The following is a 23,030-nucleotide window of genomic DNA, read 5'->3' as shown; positions in this document are numbered from 1 at the left end:
CGTTACATGAAGAACGGCTGGCTTTTGTCAGTCCAGATACCTGAAAAAGAAATATTTGAAGATGTGGAAAAAAGGAATTCCCTATTTACGGGCATAATAGAAATATCGTTTGTCACCATGATTGTTTTCGCGTATCTGCTTGTTTCCATGTTTATTAACACTCCCATAAAAAATCTTACAAACGGCGTAGAGAATATTGAACTTGGCAATTTGGACATGAAGATTGATATTAAGTCAAATGATGAATTGGGACAGCTTGCGAGAACATTTAACAAAATGACGGGTGATTTAAAAAACGCGATTGATGAAAATATCCGTGAGCGCGAAGAAAAAAACCGAATTAATACGGAGCTTGCCATAGCCCGTGAAATACAGGCAAGCATGCTTCCCGCCAAGTTTCCCGCTTTTCCGCTCAGGGATGAATTTGACATATTCGCCGAAATGATTCCCGCGAAAGAAGTAGGCGGCGATTTTTATGATTTTTTCCTTATTGATAAAGATAATCTTGCCGTAGTAATAGCCGACGTATCGGGAAAAGGAATACCGGCCTCTTTATTCATGGTAAACGCAAAAACGCTAATTAATTATTATTCATCCGATAAAAACCCCAAAGAAGTTTTTGAACTTATAAATAAAAAACTATGTCAAAATAATGACGCGTGCATATTTGTAACCTCGATTATGGGCATTTACAATATTCCCAAAGGCAGATTTGTTTTTGTCAACGCCGGACATAATCCGCCGCTTATAAAAAAGAGCGGCGCTTCATTTGAATATATAAAAGGCAAACCGCAAATAGTGTTAGCTGTAATGAGAGACGCAAAATACGCGCAAGAGGAAATAACGCTTAACGGCGGCGATACCCTTTATTTTTACACTGACGGCGTTACGGAAGCCATGAACCGCGCCAAAGAATTGTACGGAGAGGAAAGGCTTCTTGACGCGCTTAATAAATACAAATTATCTTCTCCTAAAGAGCTAATTATCAATATAAAAAAAGAAGTGGATAATTTCGCCGAGGGAGCGCAGCAAGCTGACGACATTGCCATGCTGGCGCTGCATATAAATGAGAAGGAAAACGCCGGCAAAAAAAACGAAATAACAGTTGACGCTGTAAAAGAATGTCTTGCCGAAGTGGTTAAATTTATATCCTCGGAATTGAAAAAGACAAGTTATCCGCCTGACATTCAAAATGAAATTGAAATTGCAACAGAAGAAGTTTTTACCAATATTGTAAATTACGCCTACGGACAGGAAGGCGGGAAAGTTAAAATTTCCGTCTCCTCGGAAGATGAAGTAACAATAAAATTTGAAGATAACGGTCAACCGTTTAATCCGCAGGATCAGGAGTCTCCTGACTTGAATAAACCCATAAATGAGCGTGAAATCGGCGGTTTAGGCCTATACATGGTCAAAAAAATCATGGATAGAGTAGAGTACACTCGGGAAAATGGTAAAAATATACTGATAATCGCTAAAAAACATTGATTCCCTTATCACTCTTAGTGTGAACCTCTTTAAGATAAATTCCAAAATACCGATATATAAAGAGAGGTATAGTCATGATTTATGAAAAATGCAGGGATATCCTGCTTCAGGAATGTGAATTAATCCAAAACGCCGTTGTTGAGCAGGAAAAAATACGCCAGGCCGTTACAAACAGGGAATGGACGGTATTTGAAGACCATCTAGGCGCGATGAACTCAATTGAAAGCAAGATTGAAGCTCTGGAAAAAGAACGTGAACAGCTTTTTACCGTTTTTAAGGCGTTAATTCATCAAAATAGTTTTTCTGAAAATCTGGACGCTAAGGGGCAATTTTACGCGTTAGTCATGCTCCTGCCTGAAAGTCAGCGCAATGAATTAACCGCTATTTACCGCAGTTTAAAAATTGAAGCTATAAAATTGAGAATGGCAAACGAATCGTTGTTTGCATATTTGTCGGGAATAAAATCTACGTTAAAGGATTTCTTTGATCTTGCGTTTCCCGAGCGGGGCGGAAAAATGTACACAAAAGAAGGAATGCATTTTTCCAACGATATGCAGAGTATTTTTTTAAACCGCAGTTTTTAAGAGGAGAGTAAAATGACATCGACATTCATGGGATTGGAAATCGGAAAAAGAGGCGTTCAGGCGCATCAGCAGGCGCTTGCAGCAGTAGGACATAATCTTGATAACATTAACACGCCCGGATACTCAAGGCAAAGAGTGGAATTTACTTCTGTTGAACCTATTTTTATGCCAGGGCTTAACCGCGCTGAAACCGCAGGGCAGATAGGGCAGGGGGTCAACGTTGAGCGCATTGAGCGCATCAGGGATCAGCTTCTTGACAGAAGAATTGTCGCCCAAAGCTCGGGCGAAGGCTATTGGACAACGCGCGACCGTTATGTGCGCGAAATGGAGCAGATATATCTTGAAACAGGCACGAATTCCGTAAGAAGCAAAATGGACAGCTTCTGGGACGCGTGGCAGGAACTATCCCAGCACGCTTCGGAAAACGAATTCCGCATCGGCGTTATTCAAAGGGGAAAAACTTTAATTGACGGCATAAAAAATCATTATAACGGTCTTAGCAGGCTGCAAACTCAGACTGATGATGACATTCAGATGACGGTTTCCAGAGTAAACGAAATATCGCGCCAAATAGCCGCCATTAACGGGGACATACAACGGATTAAAGCGCAAGGCGATAACCCGAATGATTTAATGGACAGGCGCGATTTGCTAGTTGACGAGCTTTCATCGTTAATTGACGTAACCGTTACGCAAAAAGACCCGGATGAATTTATGGTTCACACTTCTGGCCATATTCTTGTGCAGGGGCAGGTAGGCAGGCAGTTTGACATGAGAAAAGACGTTGACGCGGAAAGTTTCGCTTACATTTATTGGCGCGATACCGGTAGTGAAATGGTTTTTTCAAAAGGCAGTCTTGGGGCATTGATGGAACTGCGTGATGTGACAATACAAAAAGAAATCCAAAATCTTGACAACATGGTTATGAATTTTACCGACCTTGTAAACGAGATTCACAGCGAAGCCTACGGCGCAAACGGCTCGACGGGGAATAATTTCTTTTCCGAATATCCGTTTGTCACCAATGTAAACGGAAATTACGACAGATCGGGTGACGGGGTTTTTGATTCAAGTTATATTTACAGGATTAACGGGCAAAATACACTCCAACCAATGGCGCAAGTAGGCTTGGAAGGAGTAATAACTCTTTCAGGAAATGACAGGCAGATAGAAGTGCCTTATTATCCGACGGATACCGTGAACGACATTATAATCCGCATAAATAATTCAGGAGCGGAAGTTGTCGCGCGGTTGAACAGGGAGGGGAAAATCTCTTTTAAAGGCACTCCTTCAGAATTAGTTGACGGGCAGAGGGTAAATCCTGATTTTGTTATACGCCATGTGGAAGACTCCGGGCACTTCCTTGTGGGATACGCGGGTCTGCTTCTTCAATCGGGAGCGGACGGCGCTTATGATTGGGGACGCGCGGACGCTGTAACAAGTTTAAGGGGTACTCCTGAAAATTACGCGCTCGCGCCTGTCGCCCATCCCGCCGGTTGGATAGAAGTAAGTCCAATGCTCATTAAAGACCCCACTTATGTGGCGGCGGGCTTTGGCTTTAACGGAAGATCGGCTAATTCAGGAAACGGAGACGCTGCGGCGGATATCGCTTCGATAAGAAACACTCCCGTAATGGTCGGGCGGCTTGAGACATTTGACGACTATTTTGCCGTTTCAGTCGGAAACGTCGCTTTAATGGGCGAAGAATCTGAAAGGGCGCTTGCGACTGAAAATCAGATAATGAAATATTTGCGCGATTGGAGGCAGTCAATATCCGGCGTAAATATCGATGAAGAACTTGCCAATATGATCCGCTTTCAGCAAGGTTATAACGCTGCTGCAAGGTTTGTCACGACTGTCAATTCAATGCTGGATACGCTGATAAACCGCATGGGCGTTTAAATAAATAACACGGAGGAAAAATTATGAGAAGGATATCAAGCGACATGGCCCATTCGGACATGCAGTTTTATTTAAGGCGGCAGGAAGAAAACCTGAATAACATACAATCAAGAATTGACACGCAAAACAGGATACAGAGATTAAGGGACGATCCGCTTGCAGCGTCTCACGCCGTAAGATATGAATCCTATATTACGCGCCTAAACCGTTTTGAGGAAAACACGTATAAGGCAAGGGAGCATTTGGACAATACACATGATTATTTAAACGAAACAAACAGTATTGTTCAAAGAATAAGGGAACTTGCCGTTAATGGGGCAAATGGAGTCGTTCAGCAATACGAGCTGCAAATAATGGGGATGGAAGTAAATGAACTTTTAAAAGAACTTGTAGCGTTATCCAATGCCGTCGGACCAGACACAAGGCAGATTTTTTCAGGCGATAAAGTTTACACTGAACCTTTCAGAGTTGTTGAAGGAACGGTAGAAGGAGCCGGTGAAACGGTGATAACCCGCGTTGAATACCGTGGCGCTGGGGCGAGCAGAAAAGTTGAAATTGGCGACAATATGTTTTTGGAACTGGATTTGGCGGGAGACGAAGCTTTTTGGGCTGAGAAAATGCAGATTTTTTCAACGACTGACGCTACAGATTACAGAGTGCGTGAAAACGGCGCGTTTTTTATTGACGGAGTGGAAATAGGCGTAAACATCGGCGATACATTGCCTTCGATTGTCGCGAAGATTAATGATTCAGCCGCTCCAGTTAAAGCGTATATAGATATTGATACAAGAGGGCTTGTTCTTGAAGGCACAAACGCCCATCTTATCCGCGCCGAAGACAAGGAAGGAGGAGCCGCAGTGTTACGCGATTTGGGAATAATCGCCGGTAATCCGGAAAATGGCGCTCCAAACTGGAACTCTTCCGCGAAAGTTTACGGCGGTTCGTTATTTGACATGGTAATACGCCTAAGGGATGCGATGTACCGGGGAGACCAGGATTTTATAGGAAGCCAGGGAATAGGAGGGATGGATCTCGCGCTTAACAATGTTGTACTAAGATTAGCCGACGTAAGCAGCCGCAAAGAACGCGCTGAAACCGCGTGGCAGAGGATAAACGCTCAAATCCCCAATGTTACAAGCATGTTGGGGCGCGAGACGGGACTTGATTTGGTTGACGCTATTACGGATTTTAAAATGGCGCAATTCGCGCATCAGGCCGCGTTGCAGACGGCGGCAAAAATATTGCCTGCGACATTACTTGATTTTTTAAGATAGGAGTAAAAAATGAAAGTTGATACCAAGGTCTACGGAGTTATAGAAGTTGACGAAAAACAAAAAATAAAAATACCTCAAGGGCTTTTTGGCTTTGAAGATTATAAAGAATATGTATTGTTGGACAATATCGAGCAAGGGCAGTTTTTTTGGCTTCAATCCGTGGATGATAAAGAAATCGCGTTTATCTTGATAAATCCTTTTCTTTTTCGCAAAGACTATGAAGCTAACGTAACTAACGATGAGCTTGCCGAAATTGGAATAAAGTCCCCTGAAAACGCCCTTGTTTTTGTTATTGTTACAATTCCGCAGGACGGAAACTCAATGACGGCCAATCTTCAGGGACCGATAATAATAAACAAAGAAAATATGACGGGAATGCAGGCAATACTATCAGACTCAAAATGGAAAACAAAGCATGACATTATAGCTGAATTTAACAAACAAGGACAATAAAATGCTTATACTGTCAAGAAGAGTAGATGAAAAAGTGGTAATTGGCGATGATATTAAAATCTCGATTATTGAAATTCGAGGCGATCAAGTTCGTATCGGCATTGACGCTCCTAAAAAAGTAAAAGTTTTCAGGCAGGAAGTTTATGACGCTATCAAAGCTGAGAATAAAGCCGCTTCCAAGTCCGCGACTGTTATACCAAATGTAAATTTTGGTAAGAAATAAGGAAGAATTCTACCACGAACCTGACCACTCCAGAGTGGTCAGGCAGGCCAACTTAAACATGAATAAAAAGTTTTATACTATTATTTATCAGGATGAAAAAATAATTGCGGTTAATAAAGCGTCGGGCATTTCCGTGGGCGGTGACAGATGGGACGAGTCGAAGGAAAGGCTTGACAGGCTTATTGAGCGCGATTTTCAACTGCCAAAAATATTTACAGTTCACAGAATAGACAAGGAAACGTCGGGGCTTGTAGTATTTGCGAAAGACGGCGAAACGCACCGAAGTTTATCAATGTCTTTTGAAAAGCGTGACGTGAAAAAACTCTATACCGCCATTGTTCATGGCCGCCCTTCATGGAAAGAGACTTCCTGCGATTTGCCACTTATTCCAAACGGAAACAAAAAACACATGACAATTATTGACAAATACCGAGGTAAAAAGTCTTTTACCCGCTTTATCTGCCTCACTATTGCCGCACACTACACCGTCCTGCAAGCGCTCCCCGAAACGGGCAGAATTCATCAAATCAGGGTACATTTAGCCGCCCTTGGCCATCCTGTAGTTTGCGACGAATTATACGGTAAAATGTCGCCAGTAAAACTCTCATCCTTCAAACGCGGCTACAGAGGCGATCCATTTGAAGAGCGTCCATTACTGGAAAGACTGGGACTGCATGCTCAAGAACTGACATTGCCTGATGGGGAAGTGCTTGTCGCTTCACTACCTAAGGATATGGATAGTTTGATTAAACAACTGGAAAAAAATTCTTAATAATTATCACGAACCATACGAACTAAGAGAGATTGCTTTAAATACATATATTGGCATTAGATGAAAAAAGAGGATTAAATTAACAATTAGCAATGAGCAATGTTGTTGTTCGTTATCAATGCGTGACACCTTCACGCTAAGATAACGAACAACAACCCCTGCTGCCTTCAGCTGTCTACTAAGCTTATATATGCAGTAAACTCTCCGCTTACCTGGTTCGCTCTGGTTCGTGTGGTTCGTGGTAAAAATATCTTCTAATACCTATCCCTAATAGAAATATCACCTAACTTAGAAACCTTGTTATCTGCCATGTATTTGTGCAGTCCGTCAATAATTTCTAACATTGTGTGGGGGTTCGCTAATGTGGCTGTTCCCACTTGAATGGCGCGGGAACCTGCCATGAGGAATTCAAGCGCGTCGTTTGTGCAGGAAATTCCGCCCATTCCTACAATGGGAATATTCACTTTTAAATCTTTTAGTGAGTCGTATAACTCCCAAACTATGCGAAGGGCTATTGGTTTAATCGCGGGGCCGGATAAGCCGGCTATTATATTGTCAAAGACAGGTTTGCGTTTTACAATGTCAATCGCAACAGCCCTGAAAGTGTTTACAAGGGATAACGCGTCAGCGCCGGCATTGACGCAGGCGTTGGCGACAGAGGCGATGGAAGGGCAGTTAGGTGAAAGTTTTACCATTAGCGGCTTGTGCTGGCAGGCTCTGCGGACTGCCACGACCAACGCGGCGGAGGTTCCCGGATCAAGTCCGAAGGCAAGGCCTCCGTCTTTGATATTCGGGCAGGAGATGTTAAGTTCGATCATGTCAACGGAAGAGTTGTTCAGCATAGCGGCGCCTTTAACATACTCGTCTGAAGAAGAACCTGAAAGATTGGCGATTATCGCCGGCCCAAGTCTGCGCATATATTCAAGATCGTTTTCTATAAATGATTTAATGCCGGAATTTTCAAGCCCAATTGAATTTATCAGCCCGCTTGGAGTTTCCCAAACTCGCTCCCCCGTGTTTCCCGGGCGCGGAGTAAACGTCAGTCCTTTTGTGCATATTCCGCCAAGAAGCGAAATGTCAAAAATATTACTGTATTCCCTTCCTTTGCCAAAAGTTCCCGAAGACGCGATGACGGGATTATTGAATTTTACGCCGGCAATTTCTACCGACATATCAACAGGATTTTCATTTGACGTTACATTAGTATTATCACTCATTAAAGATCACCTCACGAGATGAAAAAATCGGACCTTCCATGCAGCAGCGGCGGTTTCCGTTTGTTGTTTTTATTGTACAGCCCATGCACGCTCCTGTGCCGCAGGCAAATTTGTTTTCCATGGAAATAAAACAGGGTACGTTTTTATCTTCGCATTTATTTTTCAAGACGCTCAACATAAGGGCGGGACCGCAACCTAAAATTACGTCAAAATCCTGAGGTGAAAAAAGAAAATCGGTAATCCTGCCGTTAAGGGCGTTTCCGCCGTCTTCTGCGGCAATGGAAAAACGTTTTGAATTAACGGCGTGTCCCATAATGGCGTTTTCCTGCTCTTTCTCCCTGAACCCTCTTCTAAAACCGGCAAAAAAATGAAAATAATAATCCGGTTTTTCACAGACGAGGGCTGCAAGAGGAGCGACTCCCGCGCTGCCGCCGACAAGGGCGGCCTTTCCGTTTTCGGGAAGAAAATCCGCCCAACAGTTGCCAAACGGTCCCGTTAGCTGAATATTTTCCCCCGCTTGAGCGCAGGAAAGTTCCTCCGTCCCCCTGCCTTTTTTTTGTATAAGGAATTTAACGGTATTCGTTTCGGCTATATATTCAAATACGCTGATGGGACGCGGCAACAAAACGCTTGTGCGCAGGGGTTTTATCATAAAAAATTGACCTGCTCTTGGAACCGGCTTTTTCCATGAAAATTCAAGAATAAAATATTCATCAGTAACATTGGTATTTTTTTCAAGTTCGCATACAATACTTAGACTCATTTTTTATTTCCTTGCCTCTTTAAGTATATCATCTCTCATCAAAATAACAGAGAGCCTTGCCTTTTCTGCGGCAAACATATTATCCGCGTTCTCGCTTCCCGGTTCTTTCTTCCATGCGGCAATAATCGACCTTGAAGCGTTCACTACGCCGCCGTTTCCCTCCCGTAACAATAATGCCGCGTCCTTTGCCCCTCCTCCCTGAGCGCCGTAACCGGGTATCAAAAAGAAAAGATCGCCGTAATTTGCGCGTATTTCGGCTGCTTCATCTCTTTCCGTACAGCCTATAACCGATCCAAAAAGCCTGTAGCCGTAATTTCCCATAAAATTCGCGGGAAACGCCGCTAATTTATCACCCACGCTATGATATACGCGTTTTCCGCCGCCAATTTCAAGGTATTCAAAGTCTCTCATCCCGGCATTACTGGTTCGCATTAAAACAAAAGCGCCTTTTTCTTTAATTTGCGCCTCTTTTAACCACGGCTCAATTGAATCTAAACCCATATAAGGGCTTAAAGTTACAAAATCAGCCTCAAAATCGCCTGAAAAATGGGCTTTCGCGTATCTTATAGCGGTATCCGCAATATCGCCGCGTTTGATGTCGGCGATAACAAGGCAACCCTTACTACGAATATATCTTAAAATATCAGAATAAACACGAAGCCCGTCAAGCCCTTTTTCTTCATAATAGGCAATCTGCACCTTAAAACAGGCGCATACGTCGCAAACCGCGTCAACTAGTGTCCTATTAAAAGCCAGCACCGCCTCAGCATCGTTACCCGCTCTGCGCCTCTCCAACTCAGGCACATAATCCGCAGACGTATCCAACCCCACGCAAACATGCCCCCTCTCTTTCACTCTTTCAAACAATCTGTCAACACTAAACATTCACATTATACTCCAAAATTTTTCGAGGAAGACTCTCACAAAGAACACAAAGGGGGAGTAGGGATTGGGGAGTAGGGAGTGGGGTATTTGTCCGAAAGTTATACGTGAGCTTCTCGATAAGCTAACGGACAAAAACCCCCTCTTCCCCCTTTGTGTTCTTCGTACCTTTGTGCTCTTTGTGTGAAGTTCTTGCGAAATAAGTTTCATTTAAAGTCCCCGGCGGAAATGATTTCATCGCAGTACTCGCAACGGTAAGTGCGCTGTTCGCTGTTTTCAAGGTGGAAAACATGGGTCAGATATTTTTCCGTGGAACTGATGCAGCGCGGGTTTTTACAAATAAGTACGTTTTCCACTTTTTGCGGAAGTTGGAGCTTTATCTTTTTTGTTACTTGCTCATTTTCTATGATGCTTACGGTAATATTAGGGTCGATTAAGCCAAGCACGTCAAAATTAATTGATATTGTATTGTCAATTTTGATAATATCCTTTTTTTCGCATTTTGCGGAATTGGCGTTAGCTACAAACGCCACAGTATACGGAACTTTATCAAGCCCAAGCCAGTTAAAAATACGAATTCCCAAACCCGCCTTAATGTGGTCAATAACAATTCCATTTTTTATTTTCTCTATATTTAACATTCGCTTACCCCCAGTATTGAAGCAAGTAACGCCATGCGGACATACATTCCGTACTTAGCCTGTTTAAAATACGCGGCTCTCGGGTCGCAGTCAATCTCAACGGAAATTTCGTTCACGCGGGGCAGGGGATGCAAAACAATCATTTTTTCCTTACCCATAGCCATTTTTTCGGTATTAAGAACATAAGTGTCTTTCAGGCGGATATAATCATCTTCGTTAAAAAACCTCTCCCTTTGAACGCGGGTCATGTATAAAACGTCCAATTCACGCATTGATATTTCTAGGTTTTCCCTTTCTTCAAAAGCGATATTTTGTTTCATTAGCAAGCCCTTGATGTATTCGGGCAGGACAAGTTCGTTAGGAGAAATAAAAATCAGTTTTATTTTGGGGTAACGCGCAAGGGCTTTAGCCAAAGAATGAACGGTACGCCCGAATTTCAAGTCTCCGCAGAAACCTACGGTAATACCGTCAATTTTACCTAAAAGCCGTTTAATTGTAAGAAGGTCGGTCAGCGTCTGGGTAGGGTGGTGGTGGCCTCCGTCACCGGCGTTTATAACGGGAACGGAAGAATAACGGCTGGCAAGAAGCGCAGCCCCTTCTTTTGGGTTGCGCATAACTATGGCGTCTGCGTAACTTGCCGCCATACGGATTGTATCGGCTAAACTTTCACCTTTGGAAACCGAACTGGATCCGGGCTCGGCAAAGCCAAGACAGCTTCCCCCAAGGCGCAACATGGCGGCTTCAAAGCTAAGACGTGTCCTTGTGCTTGGCTCGAAAAAAAGGGTAGCTAAAAGCTTTCCTCTAAGGCTTTCCCTAAGGTATTTTTCATCTTTTTCTATCAACTCTGCAAGCGAGAAAAGATAGTCCATATCACTTAGTGAGAAATCTTCCGGCTCAATTAAGGATCTTCCTTTTAACATTTTAACCTCATTGTAAGCCTGACCACTTTGTAAAGTGGTCAGGCTATCTTAATCGAAGTCTCCGCGTAGCGGAGACAAACCTCATTTGTATTAAAAAAAAACCGCCCTTGTAGGCGGGTTTCTCATAGTAATGTATTTTAGGCAGACAATAATCATAGATGTATTATACCCAAAAGATAATTTTTTATCAAGAGAAATATAAATTTTTAATGATATTTAATGCAAAAAACTAAAATTTGAATTATAATTTAAGGAAGAATATTATGATTTTGCGAATAAAAATTACACTCATGTTTAAAATTAACATGAAGGGGGCTTAAAATGTGCAAAAGAAACCTGTTTATTTGCGTGTTGTTTTTTCTTATTGGAAGCAGTCTTTGGGCAGGCGGCGGAAAGGATAATGTATCCAAATCGGCGGAGGATCCGTCAGGTTTTACAGATACTTTGGATATTTCTGAAAAAAAACCCGGAAAATACAATTATTATATGGAAGCTACGGACAGGGCGGGTAATGTAACCCTTGCAGGTCCGGATAATATCTATATCGATCCAGAATCCGATCTTCCAAGGACGACAATAATTAACCCTCTTCCATCCATGCGCGTTCAGGGCAATATGAATATAGTCGGCATCGCTTTTGACGATGACGGCATTAAAAACGTGGAAATCGCCGTTTATCGGGGAACGGACGGCAAGGGTGAAGAAATAACCCGCGTAACGGCAAACGGGACTGATTACTGGTCGTATTTTCTTGACACGTCAGACGGGGAAATTTGGCGTGACGGGGATTATACCGTAAAAGCATGGTCAACCGATATAAACGATCTTCCCGGTAATGCGGCAAAATACCCTAACGGGGATAAAGTTCCCGAAAAAAATCAAAAAATCGCGGTTGTTTACTGGCGGCTTGACCGTAAAAAACCTGAAACAACTATTACAAGCCACTCGGTAGGCGCCCTTGTCTCAGGGAATATCCGCCTTAGCGGAAAGGTTACAGACGGTAACGGCATAGCCGCTATAAATTACTCTGTTGACGGCGGGGTAAAATACGCTCCGGCAAAATTAAAAATTGACAAAAGAAACGGTAATAATACATGGGAAGCGAGTATTAATACAAAACAATTTGAAGACGGTCCTGTCGTTATCTGGTTTAAAGCGCGTGACGGCAACAACAGTATCGGAACAGCCGCCCATCTGTTATTTGTAAATAATACCGGCCCCGACGTAAAAATCGTATATCCGGAACCCGGCACTACGGTAAACGGAGTTTTTTCAATAGCCGGTTACGCGAAACATCCGGTCGGGCTAAAGTCAGTAACATGGAAAGCCGGAACGCAACAGGGCGAATTTGAATTACTTGCTGGAAATCATTGGTGGTCTGCGGATGTGGACGCGCGCGGTTTAAAAGGCAATGCGATAGAAGTCGAGATTAAGGCGGTTGACGTTTCAGGAAATACGACTGTCGTAAAACAAAAATATAAACTTGATCAAGCCGCTGATATGCCTGTGGTATCTTTAGATTTGCCTAAAACAGGCATTCTTGAAAATAAGCTTGGGCTGGTTGTAAAAGGAAAAGCGGTTGATAAAGAGGGCGTAGCTTCGATTTTTTATTCGCTTGACGGAACTCCGCCTGAGGAAATACCATGCAGCGGTTATTTCCAATTTATAATTCCAACTCCCGCTGAGGGAACGCACATTCTTGACGTTTGGGCAAAAGACGTTACCGGAATTACGGGCAACAAAACGCAGGTGAAGGGCATTGTAGTTTCAAACGCTGTAATACAGCCGGGTATCGCTAACTTTACATGGCCGGAAGGAAAAACCACAAAAGTTGATATTTTCTATACGGGCATGAAAATCAGACCTGTCCCCAAAATGACTATGGCTCTTTCCTACAAAGCTCCCACCGCGCCCAAGTCCGCTACAATTACATTTGGCGATCAATCGCCGGTACCGGTAAAATTATCAGGCTCAAAAGACGTATTTACGGCGACAATTCCCGTTCCTTCTTCTTTACAGGAAGGGCTTATGGAAATTAAATTAACGGGTACCGACCGTCAGGATAAAGAATTTACATACAGCGAATTTGTTTTTGTAACCAATCAACCGCCGCCGGCCGCTGACGAAGAACCCCAGCCTTTTGTCGCCTCTAATAACACATTTACATGGGTAAGGCAGACAGCTCTTAATGACGGGCGCATATTATTGAAAGAAGGCGAAACATTGATGGGCATCAGTTCTGTTCCCGTCATTAACGCGACTCTTCAAGGCACGGGGGCGAATTTATTAAATGTGTCTGTTGACCAAAACGGAATGGTATTGCTTACGGCGGTAAGCGAAGGCGAAACAGGCCAGCTGACGCTCAAGCTTGATGTTGACGGCGGCACATTTAATAGCGGCCAGTTCAGAGTTGTCGCGGAAGCTATTGGACCTGTCGTCACGCTTCAAAACATTGAAAATTACAAATGGATAAAAAATAGCGTTCCCGTTACTTTTAACATAACAAGTAAGAACAAAGTAAGCGCCGTTGACGTGTCTTTAGATATGGGCGACAACTGGCAAAACCTTTTAACTGCGGCGGAATTGGCGGCTATTCGCGCTCCCTTAAACAGTAATTATACAAAAACGCTCGACCTTACGGCCGCTGAAGACGGCTCGATCAACATATTGATAAGGGCGGCTAACGAATCAGGACTGGACTCAGTCGCTAATTTTTCAGTGTTAAAAGACACGCAAGCTCCGCAGGCGCAGAATATTATGCCAATAGCGGAAGCGGGAGTAAACGGAACAATACGCATGGCGTTTGCGGTGGAAGAAATGGGCGCTATTCAGTCCATTACATACAACAGGACAGTTACAACTCCGGCGAGAGCCGCGACTCCGGCTGTCCCTGCGGCTCCTGGGAGAGCCGCAGTTCCGGCTAGTCCCGCAGTTCCGGCATCCACCACAAATCAGGTGAAAGAGATTTTTAACGATAATCAATGGGAAAAAGATTACGCTCCAAGGTTCTTCGAGGTATTGATGGATTCGCTGGAAATGCCCCTTGATAAAAACATGCGTTTTATATTTACGGATAAAGCCGGCAATTCAAGCGAAGTCAATACATGGCTATTTGTAATTGATCAGGAAATGGACGTTCCCATCGTGCAAATAATCCTGCCTATAGAAAACGAGGTAATTACAAATGATTTCATAGTTTCCGGCGTAATGTTCGATGACGACGGAGTGAAAAATTATCAGTGGAAAATAGACAATAATCAGTGGCAAACCGAGGATGCCGAATACGGTTTTTCAATTCCCGTAGCCCTGTCCACGCTGACAGATAACGACCATACAATATCGGTAATTGCCGAAGATATTTACGGCGTAAAAAGCCAGCCCGTTACTCGAGTTTTCCGCGTATCGTTAAACGAACCTACCGCTACGATGACATATCCTCTTTATGACACCGTGTTAAAGGAAGGGATTGAAATTAGAGGGACGGCTTCTGACAAGAACGGCATCAGGGATGTAAGAGCTTCCATTGATAACGGAAATTCGTTTAACTTCGTAAAAGGAAATTATGGAACTGCGGCGGAGACAATTCAGTGGTCGTATCAGTTTAACACTACGATATTAAAAGACGGTCCGCACGTTGTATTTATAAAAGTATATGACAGATACGATATACCGGCGACTTACGCGTTTATGATCAATGTTGACAATACTCAGCCTGAAATTATACTGGACAGCCCTGGAGACGGTTCAATCACCGTTGGTAATATTTCGGTAATGGGCCGCATATTGGATCCCAATTTGAAGGAAGTAAGCATTGAGCTAAGAAGCCTTGACGGGTTTACAATTCCCGCCAATTTAAGGTTAAGGAAACTTGATTTAAGCTCAATGATAAGGGAAAACATTGATATCGCCGCAATGGCGGACGGGCAGTACAATGTCGCGATTATCGCAACTGACAGGGCCGGGAATATGACCCGTCTTTCGCGTAACGTACAAATGGCGCGGCAGACGTACAGAAACTATATAGAAATCCTTTACCCGCTTGAAAATGAAGAAACAAGCGGAGAGTTTAACCTGTACGGTTTTGCCGGAGGCGCGAATCCTGCGGGGACGGTAACGATAAAAATAAACGGAAATGATTTGGATACTGTTCCTGTTGACGATTCCGGTTATTTCGTATTTAAAATGGACGGCGAAAAACTCAATGCCGGAGTAAACGCCATTACGGTAAACAGCAATTTTGGAGGCCCGACTCTCGTATCATCGCGGCCTTACAATTTAATTTACAGGGACGGCGGTCCATGGGTAACGATAGATCTGGAAAGCTTTACATTTGGGAAATTCGCTTATGAAAGGCCGTATCTGTACGGGCGCACGGGATATGTTTTATCGGAAGAAGACCAGGAACTGCTTAAAGATAAAACTGCTGAAAAGGCGGTTAAAGCAAGAATCTTGGCAAAAACTCCTAAATTTACGGAAATAAGTTTTGATAACGGAAGATCGTTTATAATGACAAGCAAGGCTTCGGCAAAAAATATTGATTACCGTTACAGATTAGAAGACGGAGAAATGGCGGAAGGTTACCATTATATTGTTGTAAGAACAACAATGAAAAACGGCGAATTCGCGCTGACAAGAATGTTAGTACAAGTTGACAAGACAAAACCGGAAATCCGCCTTATTTCGCCTGAAGCTGGAAGCAGATACAATCAGAAAATCGCTTATTCAGCGTCAGCGACTGACGACATTGAGCTTGTAAGCCTTACTTACCACCTCCGCGCCGGAGACAAAGCCGCTTATGAAGTGCCTGGTTTCCTGCAAGGACTTTATATTGAAGGCGTAATTCCGCCGTTCTATAGGCAGCTTGCCGTTTCTAACGGCATTCAAGAATGGGCGCCGTCAATGCCATTCGCCGGGGGCGCGACATATACTGATTTTGGCTTTGGGTTAAGCTTCTTTGACGACAATGTAAAAATTCAGGGACAGTACGGATTCCTGACACAAGAACTGTACGATGCTCTTGGCGGTGAAGGCCCGGTTCGTTACGGCGGAGACGTCATTGGCCTTAAGATACTTGCAAATGTTTACACATTGCCTCTTGGCTCGGTATGGGGACCTGACTTTGACTGGCTTTACGCTTCGTTCTCCATAGGCGCTAATTTCTCCCTGTTTAATTTCTTAAACAAGGAGAATCCGGATTATTCGCCGAATAAAGATGGAGAACTCGTGTATTACACCCAGAGCGGCGAATCCACTTGGCTAAGCGCGTTGTTATTGCAAATAGAATTTCCAAAGGTAACCATTCCAAAGAAAAAAGCTTTTAGGACATTCAGCTTGTTTACGGAAGGACAGCTTTGGTTCGTGCCTACCGACGTAAAAGCCAGCCAAATGGGCATAAAGATAATGATTCCTCACGTAATGATGGGATTAAGAATTTACATATTCTAGAAATTTCTAGGAATGAAAATGGGCTGCCGCGATGGCAGCCTCTTTTTTTTACTTTTACTGAAGAGGTCACAAAAAACCAGATAAGCTCTAATTTGGATAAAAATTCGAGCCAGATCAACGTGAGTGCCGTATCCTCGTGCAATCGCGTTAGCGTGGGATATTACCTGTCCACGGCGTACTGTTAGCTGTAGTAGAGGTATTACCGTTGTTATAACCATAATGAATTATAACAGGATTAGTAGTAACAGAATATTATTAAATATTTCTAAATACTAACATCACGGCACTATACATGGGGTTATTGTTATATAACTACGCTATATATAGCGTATACGAAATGAAGTATTTAAAAAAAAATTTGATTTTATGGTAAAGAAAATGTATAATTATAATAGTAATGTGTCAACATTATAGGTTCCTTTAATTGATTTTTCTTTTCATGGTTTCTTCTTAACTTCTTAAGAAGGTTTTATGTCACCTAACATCCGAATGTGGATAGGAGGATATATGCGGTTTAATCCAAATTGGCGTTCTGTAAGGGGGGTGTTATGAAATCAATTATCAAAGCCGTTTTTATAGTTTTGATAGCTATTTCCTTTTTTATAACTTGTGAAAGCCCTATGGGAATGGGCAAGCAGGTGGACTTTGAACCGCCCGTTTTAACGTTGGATCCGGTTCCAAGCCCATACTATGTGCGGGATGGATCAATACTTTCGGGAACCGTTACGGACAATGAAGTGGTAGACCGCGTCATATTTATAAATTCGGTTACGGAAAAAGAACTGTTTCCGGTTAAAATAGACGGAAACAACTGGCGAATTGATTTGGAATTTACCGAGGAACAGAATGGGGAAAAAATTGTTGGAAAGATTGTAGCGTATGACAAGGCGGGAAATTCAGGCGAGCCTTCAATCGCCTTTGTTACGATGATAATAGACATAAGGCCGCCTGTTGTGGATAACATTACCATCCAGCGCACGGACACAAGAATATCAAGGCTTGAACCTTTAAGAGATTTAAAAAATCTTGAGACGACCGACCCTAGCGGGGAGAAAAAAGACGAACTGTACAGATACCAGAACGGCTGGTTTTATCTGAGCGGCGTAGTTAACGACGAAGAAACAAAAATAGAAATAATATCGCTTGACTTCTACGACGTTACCGATGGAAGCAAATCAAATACCATATTGCTTTCGTTATCTGTCGATGAAAATTACACAAATTATTTCCCGCGCTGGACAATTAAAGAAGACGATATTATTAACGCGGGCGTAACAAAATGGGGCACAAGTTATAAGACTGATTATTACGGCGAAGGCAAGCGTTACTACTACCGCGTAGTTATAAAAGCTATAGACAAGTGCGACAATGAAAACATTCCCGTAGAGGAAGACGAGGGATGCATCTGCCTGTTCGCGAAATCTGACAACCCCAAAGGAATTCTTGACCCCGCCATCGGAACCATCATATCGCGCGGCACTCCTTTGCCAATTGACTTTTATGACGATGATTCCATTGACTGGGCTTACGCCGGACTTCTTACATACGAACAGTGGGAAGGGTTAAACGCCGTGTGTTCAGGCGACATCAAGATTCCTTCAGAGTACAGCGACGAGCAAAAACTTGAATGGTTGAAAGACAAGCTTAGGGGAGGGGGAACCGTTTATAACTGGAGATTTGACGCGGAGAGACACGGTGACACTTCCAAAGACGCGATTATCGCCGAACAAATTGAAGGCAAGAAACTGGACGAAAAACTTGTATATATTCCGACAGGCAACCAGGAAGAAGATTACGGCGAGTTTGTGCTGTTTACCCTGACCGCCGACAAAAAACTCGCTCCGCATGACGGGAAAGGCCCCGAATTTACAAACAAAAACGGATGGGCGGGAAGAATCTTGCGTGTTCAGGTAATAGACGAAAACGCCCCCTTGATTGTGTTTGACACGACGAAAACAGATAAATCGGGCAATCCTAAAGATTTCTGTCCGGAAGAAAATACTTTCCCCACGCCGCTTATAAACGGCGAATCTTTTAACATTGTAGGATACACCCTGCGCGAAAACGCTTCCGGAAATAACAGCGTAGTAAAATTCCGCATGGCGTGGATTCCTTACGGAATGCCGGACAACGCCGACAAATGGATTCCGGCTGTACAAAATGCCCTTCGCGGTTTAGACGAAACAGGCAAAATAAATGTAGGCTATCCTGTCAGCTTTGGCGATAATCCTAAACTTGAAGGCGTACAACACTGGGAATTTGTTGAAGGCGGCGCGTCTGAAAAGGGAGACTTTAAAAATGAAGGCAAGGAAGATATTGACACAAGCGTTTATAAAAAACAGAGCTTTATTAAAAAATTCAACGTTTTGGGCGGTTCTGACGACATAAAACCCGCTACCGATAATTTTAAATATAACGGCAACCTTGAAAACGAGACGAAGCTTTTTATCTTCTATGCGGAAGACAACATGGGACATCAGGTATTCAGGCAACTTCGGCTATTGGGCATGAAAACTCCGCCAGACTTGTCAATTTACGACATTACAAACATATACGCAAATGAATCCCTGCCCGGTACAATTGGCGGCGCTAACGGCTTGCCCGACCCCAATAAAACTGGAAACATAGATGTCGGTACGGGAATACCTACAGACGCGTATTATAACGCTCTTAATACGTATAATAATACGGCATACGGTTTCTTAAAGGGCGTAAGAACGCTAACCCCGGACGACAAAACCATTCCGTTCCAGATATATCCGCGCGGAACAATCGTAAAATACTGGGTAAACGCGGCAAAGACGGGGGATATCGCCGTTAAAACCATAAGTATGAAGGACATTACCTTTGAAGTGGGCAAAGATATTTTTATCGGAAGCGATTATAGCATAACGGACGAAGCGCTTAGTTTCTGCGAATATTATCCCGACGTTACGCAAAGAACGTTCCTTTTTGAAGCTACGGACAAATTGGGCAACGTTGCGCGCGTACAGCGCACGATAGCGGTTACAAACGCGGCGCGGTTGGAAAATATAACCACGACGACTCAAAACGGAACTTACGGCATAAACACAGACATTATCCTTAAGGCTAATTTTTCCAGCCAGATATATGTGGAAGAAGGAACCTCGCAGTCAGGTCCCGTAAGACCTTATCTTAATGTGCGTTACAAATTTAAAGGAGAGGATGAATACAGATATGAACGTATCAGATGCGAGGATCCTCCAACCTACGCCAACCCTTCATTGTCTCTTGATTTTAAATTTAATGTACGTGAAAATTTTATAGGACAACTTGAAACAACGTATGAAGGAATGCCTTATGACGATCCTACTGAAGAATATAACCGTCCTATTATGCTGTATAACGCGAAAATCATGGATTATATCCGTAATGACCCCGCCTTTGTTCCCGGTTATAAAAACGAGTCCGTAACAATGCCCAACTGGCAAACCAAAGCGAATACCTTACAAGAAAAGAAAAACATTACTCTTGACGGTGTACGCCCTGTGGTAAAATCAATCATCATGGGCGGGAAAAACGCTAATACTGCTAACAATTACTATTTTAAAACTGGGGAAACAATTGAATTAACTATTGAAGCTGACAAGCCTATCAGAGCTAACATTCCTATAAATCCGACACTCCGATTCTATATACTAGATTCAAGCAACACCCGGCGCGGGCCATTTAATCAACCTTTTAAATATCAAAGGCCCGGCATCGGCAATCAGCTTGTATTCAGTCTTCCAATAATTCCTGAAAGTAATATTTCTTATGATGGAAAACTGACTGATATATCCTTCTCTTCATCGGAAGTCATACTGGATGATGTTGGTAATTCAATTAACACAATAAATATAGTGACTACTCCTCCTGCACCGATTCCTTGGGCTACCGACAATTATTACATTAAACAAAAAGTCCCTGACGCTCCTGCGGCGACATTGGACGGCGCGTTGATCTCATCTTTATCCGAGTCAGGTACAAAGTATTATGTTAATCAACCTAATCTGGTTATACCCGATTCCACTGCGACAGCCTTTGCCGCGTGGGAAGACACCAAGCAGTACTCGCTTGATAACGGCGTGTCATGGGAAACCTACTCTGCGCCTATTTTCGTAAAAGGCGGCGCACACACGATAAGAACCCGTTACATGGACAGGGCGGGGAACGAAGGCCCTTCCGTCTTTAGAAAAATAGAGGTAGAAGGCTCTTTCCCACAACTTGTTTCGGTAAACGCCGTACAGGCTAACGGCTATTATAAAGCGGGAAGCAACTTAACGTTTAACTTGAATTTCGCCGAAACGGTTACCGTAAACAACCGCGATAATGTAACAATAACTGTTAGAAACAGAAATACCGCTACGGCAGATCCTAATGAAACTCAAACCCTTACCACAAATATGGCGAATAACGCGAGCGGTACTACAATTACATTTTACTGGTCTGGCATTACAGGAAAGGAAATGCGGGACGGCCTGTATATTTCCGCCGTAACGTTAACTGGGCTTTCAGATAAATTCGGCAATACAGGCCCTACCGGATCAGGTAACTATACAACTAATAATTTTAATTTCCCCAACAGTTACTCAAATAACTGCCCCAATCTTGCGGCTGGCATAAGGGTAGACGCGATTCTGCCGTCTGTTAGCGGAAGAACTCCGGATCCAAGCGTAACTCCTTCAGGAAACGGCGCAATTACGCAAATAAAACTTACATTCAGCGAACCGGTAATGAAAGGCAGTGGAGCCATTACGGTAAAACCGCACGGTAATTACTCCATTCCGCCCGTGTTTGAAGACGAAGGGTATTATCTCGGAACAGACGGAACAAGGAATCCCACTTATGGGGCAAAAACTTATATTTCCAGCTTCTACGATATTTACAATAACAGCTCTTTGGATTCTACTGACCGAGGGTATCTGCTGCAAGGTGACAGCATGAGCAGTCATACTCTTAACGCCAGAACAGGCCAGAGCGCCGGTCCGTACAAAAAAACGACCCAGGGATTGGTTGCAGGACGCGGCTATTCGGGAAATTATACAGGCGCTAATGTTACAAGCGGCACTAACGCTCCTGATACCGCCACGGGCTACATGATCCCCGACACGGCGACAAAATGGGTGCTTGATTACCAATACGTTATAAACGACACGACTGCCAACAGCGCCGTCAGCCGTATCAGAGGCGTTCTTACTAAAGCAAAATTCCGCTGGCAGGAAATTGACGTTTCAAGTACAAGCATAAGCGGCAGTGAAGTTACCATTAACCTGAATGAGCCTTTGCTGAAAGGTCTGGAATGGGACGTAACTTATCCGGCGGGCGCTTTTACCGATATGGCGGGGAATTCTGCCGTAGAGGGAACAGCAGACGCTTACATCTTTACAAGTCCCGGCGTACAGCCGCCAGTAATACGCGTAAACCGCAGAAGTTACGACGCGAGGACAGCCAACTGGCAAACCAGTCCAACCGGTAACAGTGGAACCGGAGCGTATGCAAACCCGGCGAATACAACACCATGGGACGTGTCCACTGCTGTAAACGATAATAACGGTTGGGGCATTGGCAATTTTAACACCGTGCATTACCGCGTGGAAAGCGAAAGCCTGGGCGTAACAATGACGGTCGGAATTTCCAAAGGAGTAACGAATGGCGGTACCACGGATATTACTTACTCGCGCGCGGCTAAAGGCGCATGGAGCGGCACTGTTCTCGCTGCCAATACGGACGCTACATCAGTCAACGCCATGAACTGGACTGCCGCAGCCGCCAATACCGCTGGCACATGGGTATTGAACAACATTATACGAAGATCAAATAGTGGTACTAACACCAGTCAAACCTATACTGTTATTACAAAAAACGGCATATCCGAATCACGCACGTCCGTAAAACGCGACTTAAGAATGTTTAGATCGTATAACAGGGATTTAACGGCAAGCGAGTTAGACGGCATTACATTATCACAATCATCTAACGGATATCAGGGCGTTCTTACCTTTGACCCGCTTGAATCCAACAAGAGCTATGTCGCCGCGCAGGCTGAAAAGAACGGACAAAGCGCAAAAGGATATGAAGGAATCTATAGAACCGTCGTTGCTTTGAATTTTTCGGCTAATAAAGGCAATAATTACCTTGTGATAGAAGGCTCTAATATTAAAAACGGTATGCCGTCTGTCGCGGGCTTCCCTGTACGGGATGCCGCAGAAACAGGAGACAGGCGTTTTATTAAAGTGTTTTATAACCAGACCACAAACGGGACTCCTGGAACTAGTGAAGGTACTACATTAACAAATACCAGAACGCAATTCTATTGGGTAAGCACGGAAATAGTCTGCGAATGGTATCTTCTGTATTGGGGCGGCAACGGTACTCATCAAAATGCCGGCGAGGTAAATAATTACCTAACCGTAGGTTATGGCGATTTAACCTATGCTTATGACTTGACAAATAGTTAGGAGGA

14 protein-coding genes are annotated in these 23,030 nt (G+C 43.6%); 9 read left to right on the top strand and 5 right to left on the bottom strand.

Annotation, left to right across the window (positions count from 1 at the left end; all coding sequences use genetic code 11):
• The 7 genes from ACYVRH_RS03140 to ACYVRH_RS03110 all read left to right on the top strand — a co-directional run.
• Positions 1 to 1,488, top strand: a 1,488-nt coding sequence (locus ACYVRH_RS03140; protein ID WP_461255477.1) for an ATP-binding SpoIIE family protein phosphatase, incomplete at its 5' end; no start/stop codon positions are given.
• Between the two features lie 74 nt (positions 1,489 to 1,562).
• Complete coding sequence (locus ACYVRH_RS03135; RefSeq protein ID WP_461255476.1) at positions 1,563 to 2,072, top strand: hypothetical protein; 510 nt, start codon at positions 1,563 to 1,565, stop codon at positions 2,070 to 2,072.
• 12 nt (positions 2,073 to 2,084) lie between these two features.
• Positions 2,085 to 3,974, top strand: a complete 1,890-nt coding sequence (gene flgK / locus ACYVRH_RS03130) for a flagellar hook-associated protein FlgK (RefSeq protein WP_461255475.1) — start codon at positions 2,085 to 2,087, stop codon at positions 3,972 to 3,974.
• Between the two features lie 23 nt (positions 3,975 to 3,997).
• Entirely contained in the window at positions 3,998 to 5,248 is a 1,251-nt protein-coding gene (locus ACYVRH_RS03125) for a flagellar hook-associated protein 3 (RefSeq protein WP_461255474.1), read from the top strand.
• A gap of 9 nt (positions 5,249 to 5,257) precedes the next feature.
• A complete protein-coding gene (gene fliW, locus ACYVRH_RS03120) occupies positions 5,258 to 5,701 on the top strand; it encodes a flagellar assembly protein FliW (protein ID WP_461255473.1) in 444 nt (147 codons plus the stop codon).
• A 1-nt stretch (position 5,702) separates the two neighbouring features.
• Positions 5,703 to 5,924, top strand: coding sequence for a carbon storage regulator CsrA (csrA, locus tag ACYVRH_RS03115; RefSeq protein WP_461255472.1), 222 nt, complete (start codon positions 5,703 to 5,705; stop codon positions 5,922 to 5,924).
• A complete protein-coding gene (locus tag ACYVRH_RS03110; RefSeq protein WP_461255471.1) occupies positions 5,911 to 6,696 on the top strand; it encodes an RluA family pseudouridine synthase in 786 nt (261 codons plus the stop codon). Before csrA ends, ACYVRH_RS03110 begins: the two co-directional genes overlap by 14 nt.
• A 254-nt stretch (positions 6,697 to 6,950) precedes the next feature.
• Here ACYVRH_RS03110 and ACYVRH_RS03105 read toward each other — a convergent pair whose 3' ends face one another.
• From ACYVRH_RS03105 to pyrB, 5 genes are all read right to left on the bottom strand, one after another.
• A complete protein-coding gene (locus tag ACYVRH_RS03105; RefSeq protein WP_461255470.1) occupies positions 6,951 to 7,913 on the bottom strand; it encodes a dihydroorotate dehydrogenase in 963 nt (320 codons plus the stop codon).
• A complete protein-coding gene (locus ACYVRH_RS03100) occupies positions 7,906 to 8,676 on the bottom strand; it encodes an iron-sulfur cluster-binding protein (RefSeq protein WP_461255469.1) in 771 nt (256 codons plus the stop codon). The genes ACYVRH_RS03105 and ACYVRH_RS03100 overlap by 8 nt, the downstream gene beginning before the upstream one ends.
• A 3-nt stretch (positions 8,677 to 8,679) precedes the next feature.
• Positions 8,680 to 9,561, bottom strand: coding sequence for an orotidine-5'-phosphate decarboxylase (gene pyrF / locus ACYVRH_RS03095; protein WP_461255468.1), 882 nt, complete (start codon positions 9,559 to 9,561; stop codon positions 8,680 to 8,682).
• A 203-nt stretch (positions 9,562 to 9,764) separates the two neighbouring features.
• A complete protein-coding gene (locus ACYVRH_RS03090) occupies positions 9,765 to 10,199 on the bottom strand; it encodes an aspartate carbamoyltransferase regulatory subunit (RefSeq protein ID WP_461255467.1) in 435 nt (144 codons plus the stop codon).
• Positions 10,193 to 11,119, bottom strand: a complete 927-nt coding sequence (gene pyrB / locus ACYVRH_RS03085) for an aspartate carbamoyltransferase (protein ID WP_461255466.1) — start codon at positions 11,117 to 11,119, stop codon at positions 10,193 to 10,195. Before pyrB ends, ACYVRH_RS03090 begins: the two co-directional genes overlap by 7 nt.
• Positions 11,120 to 11,440: 321 nt before the next feature.
• On the opposite strand from pyrB, the gene ACYVRH_RS03080 reads away from it, so the two are divergent.
• The gene (locus tag ACYVRH_RS03080; RefSeq protein WP_461255465.1) at positions 11,441 to 16,564 is read left to right on the top strand and encodes an Ig-like domain-containing protein; all 5,124 of its coding nucleotides are present in this window, start codon (positions 11,441 to 11,443) and stop codon (positions 16,562 to 16,564) included.
• A 548-nt stretch (positions 16,565 to 17,112) separates the two neighbouring features.
• Positions 17,113 to 23,025 carry a hypothetical protein gene (locus ACYVRH_RS03075; RefSeq protein ID WP_461255464.1) on the top strand — a complete coding sequence of 1,971 codons (5,913 nt, stop codon included), beginning with the start codon at positions 17,113 to 17,115 and terminating at the stop codon, positions 23,023 to 23,025.
• Positions 23,026 to 23,030: the final 5 nt, after the last annotated feature.

The sequence above is a fragment of the Treponema sp. R80B11-R83G3 genome, assembly GCF_054786115.1.
This window is presented reverse-complemented; position numbering and strand designations above follow the sequence as displayed.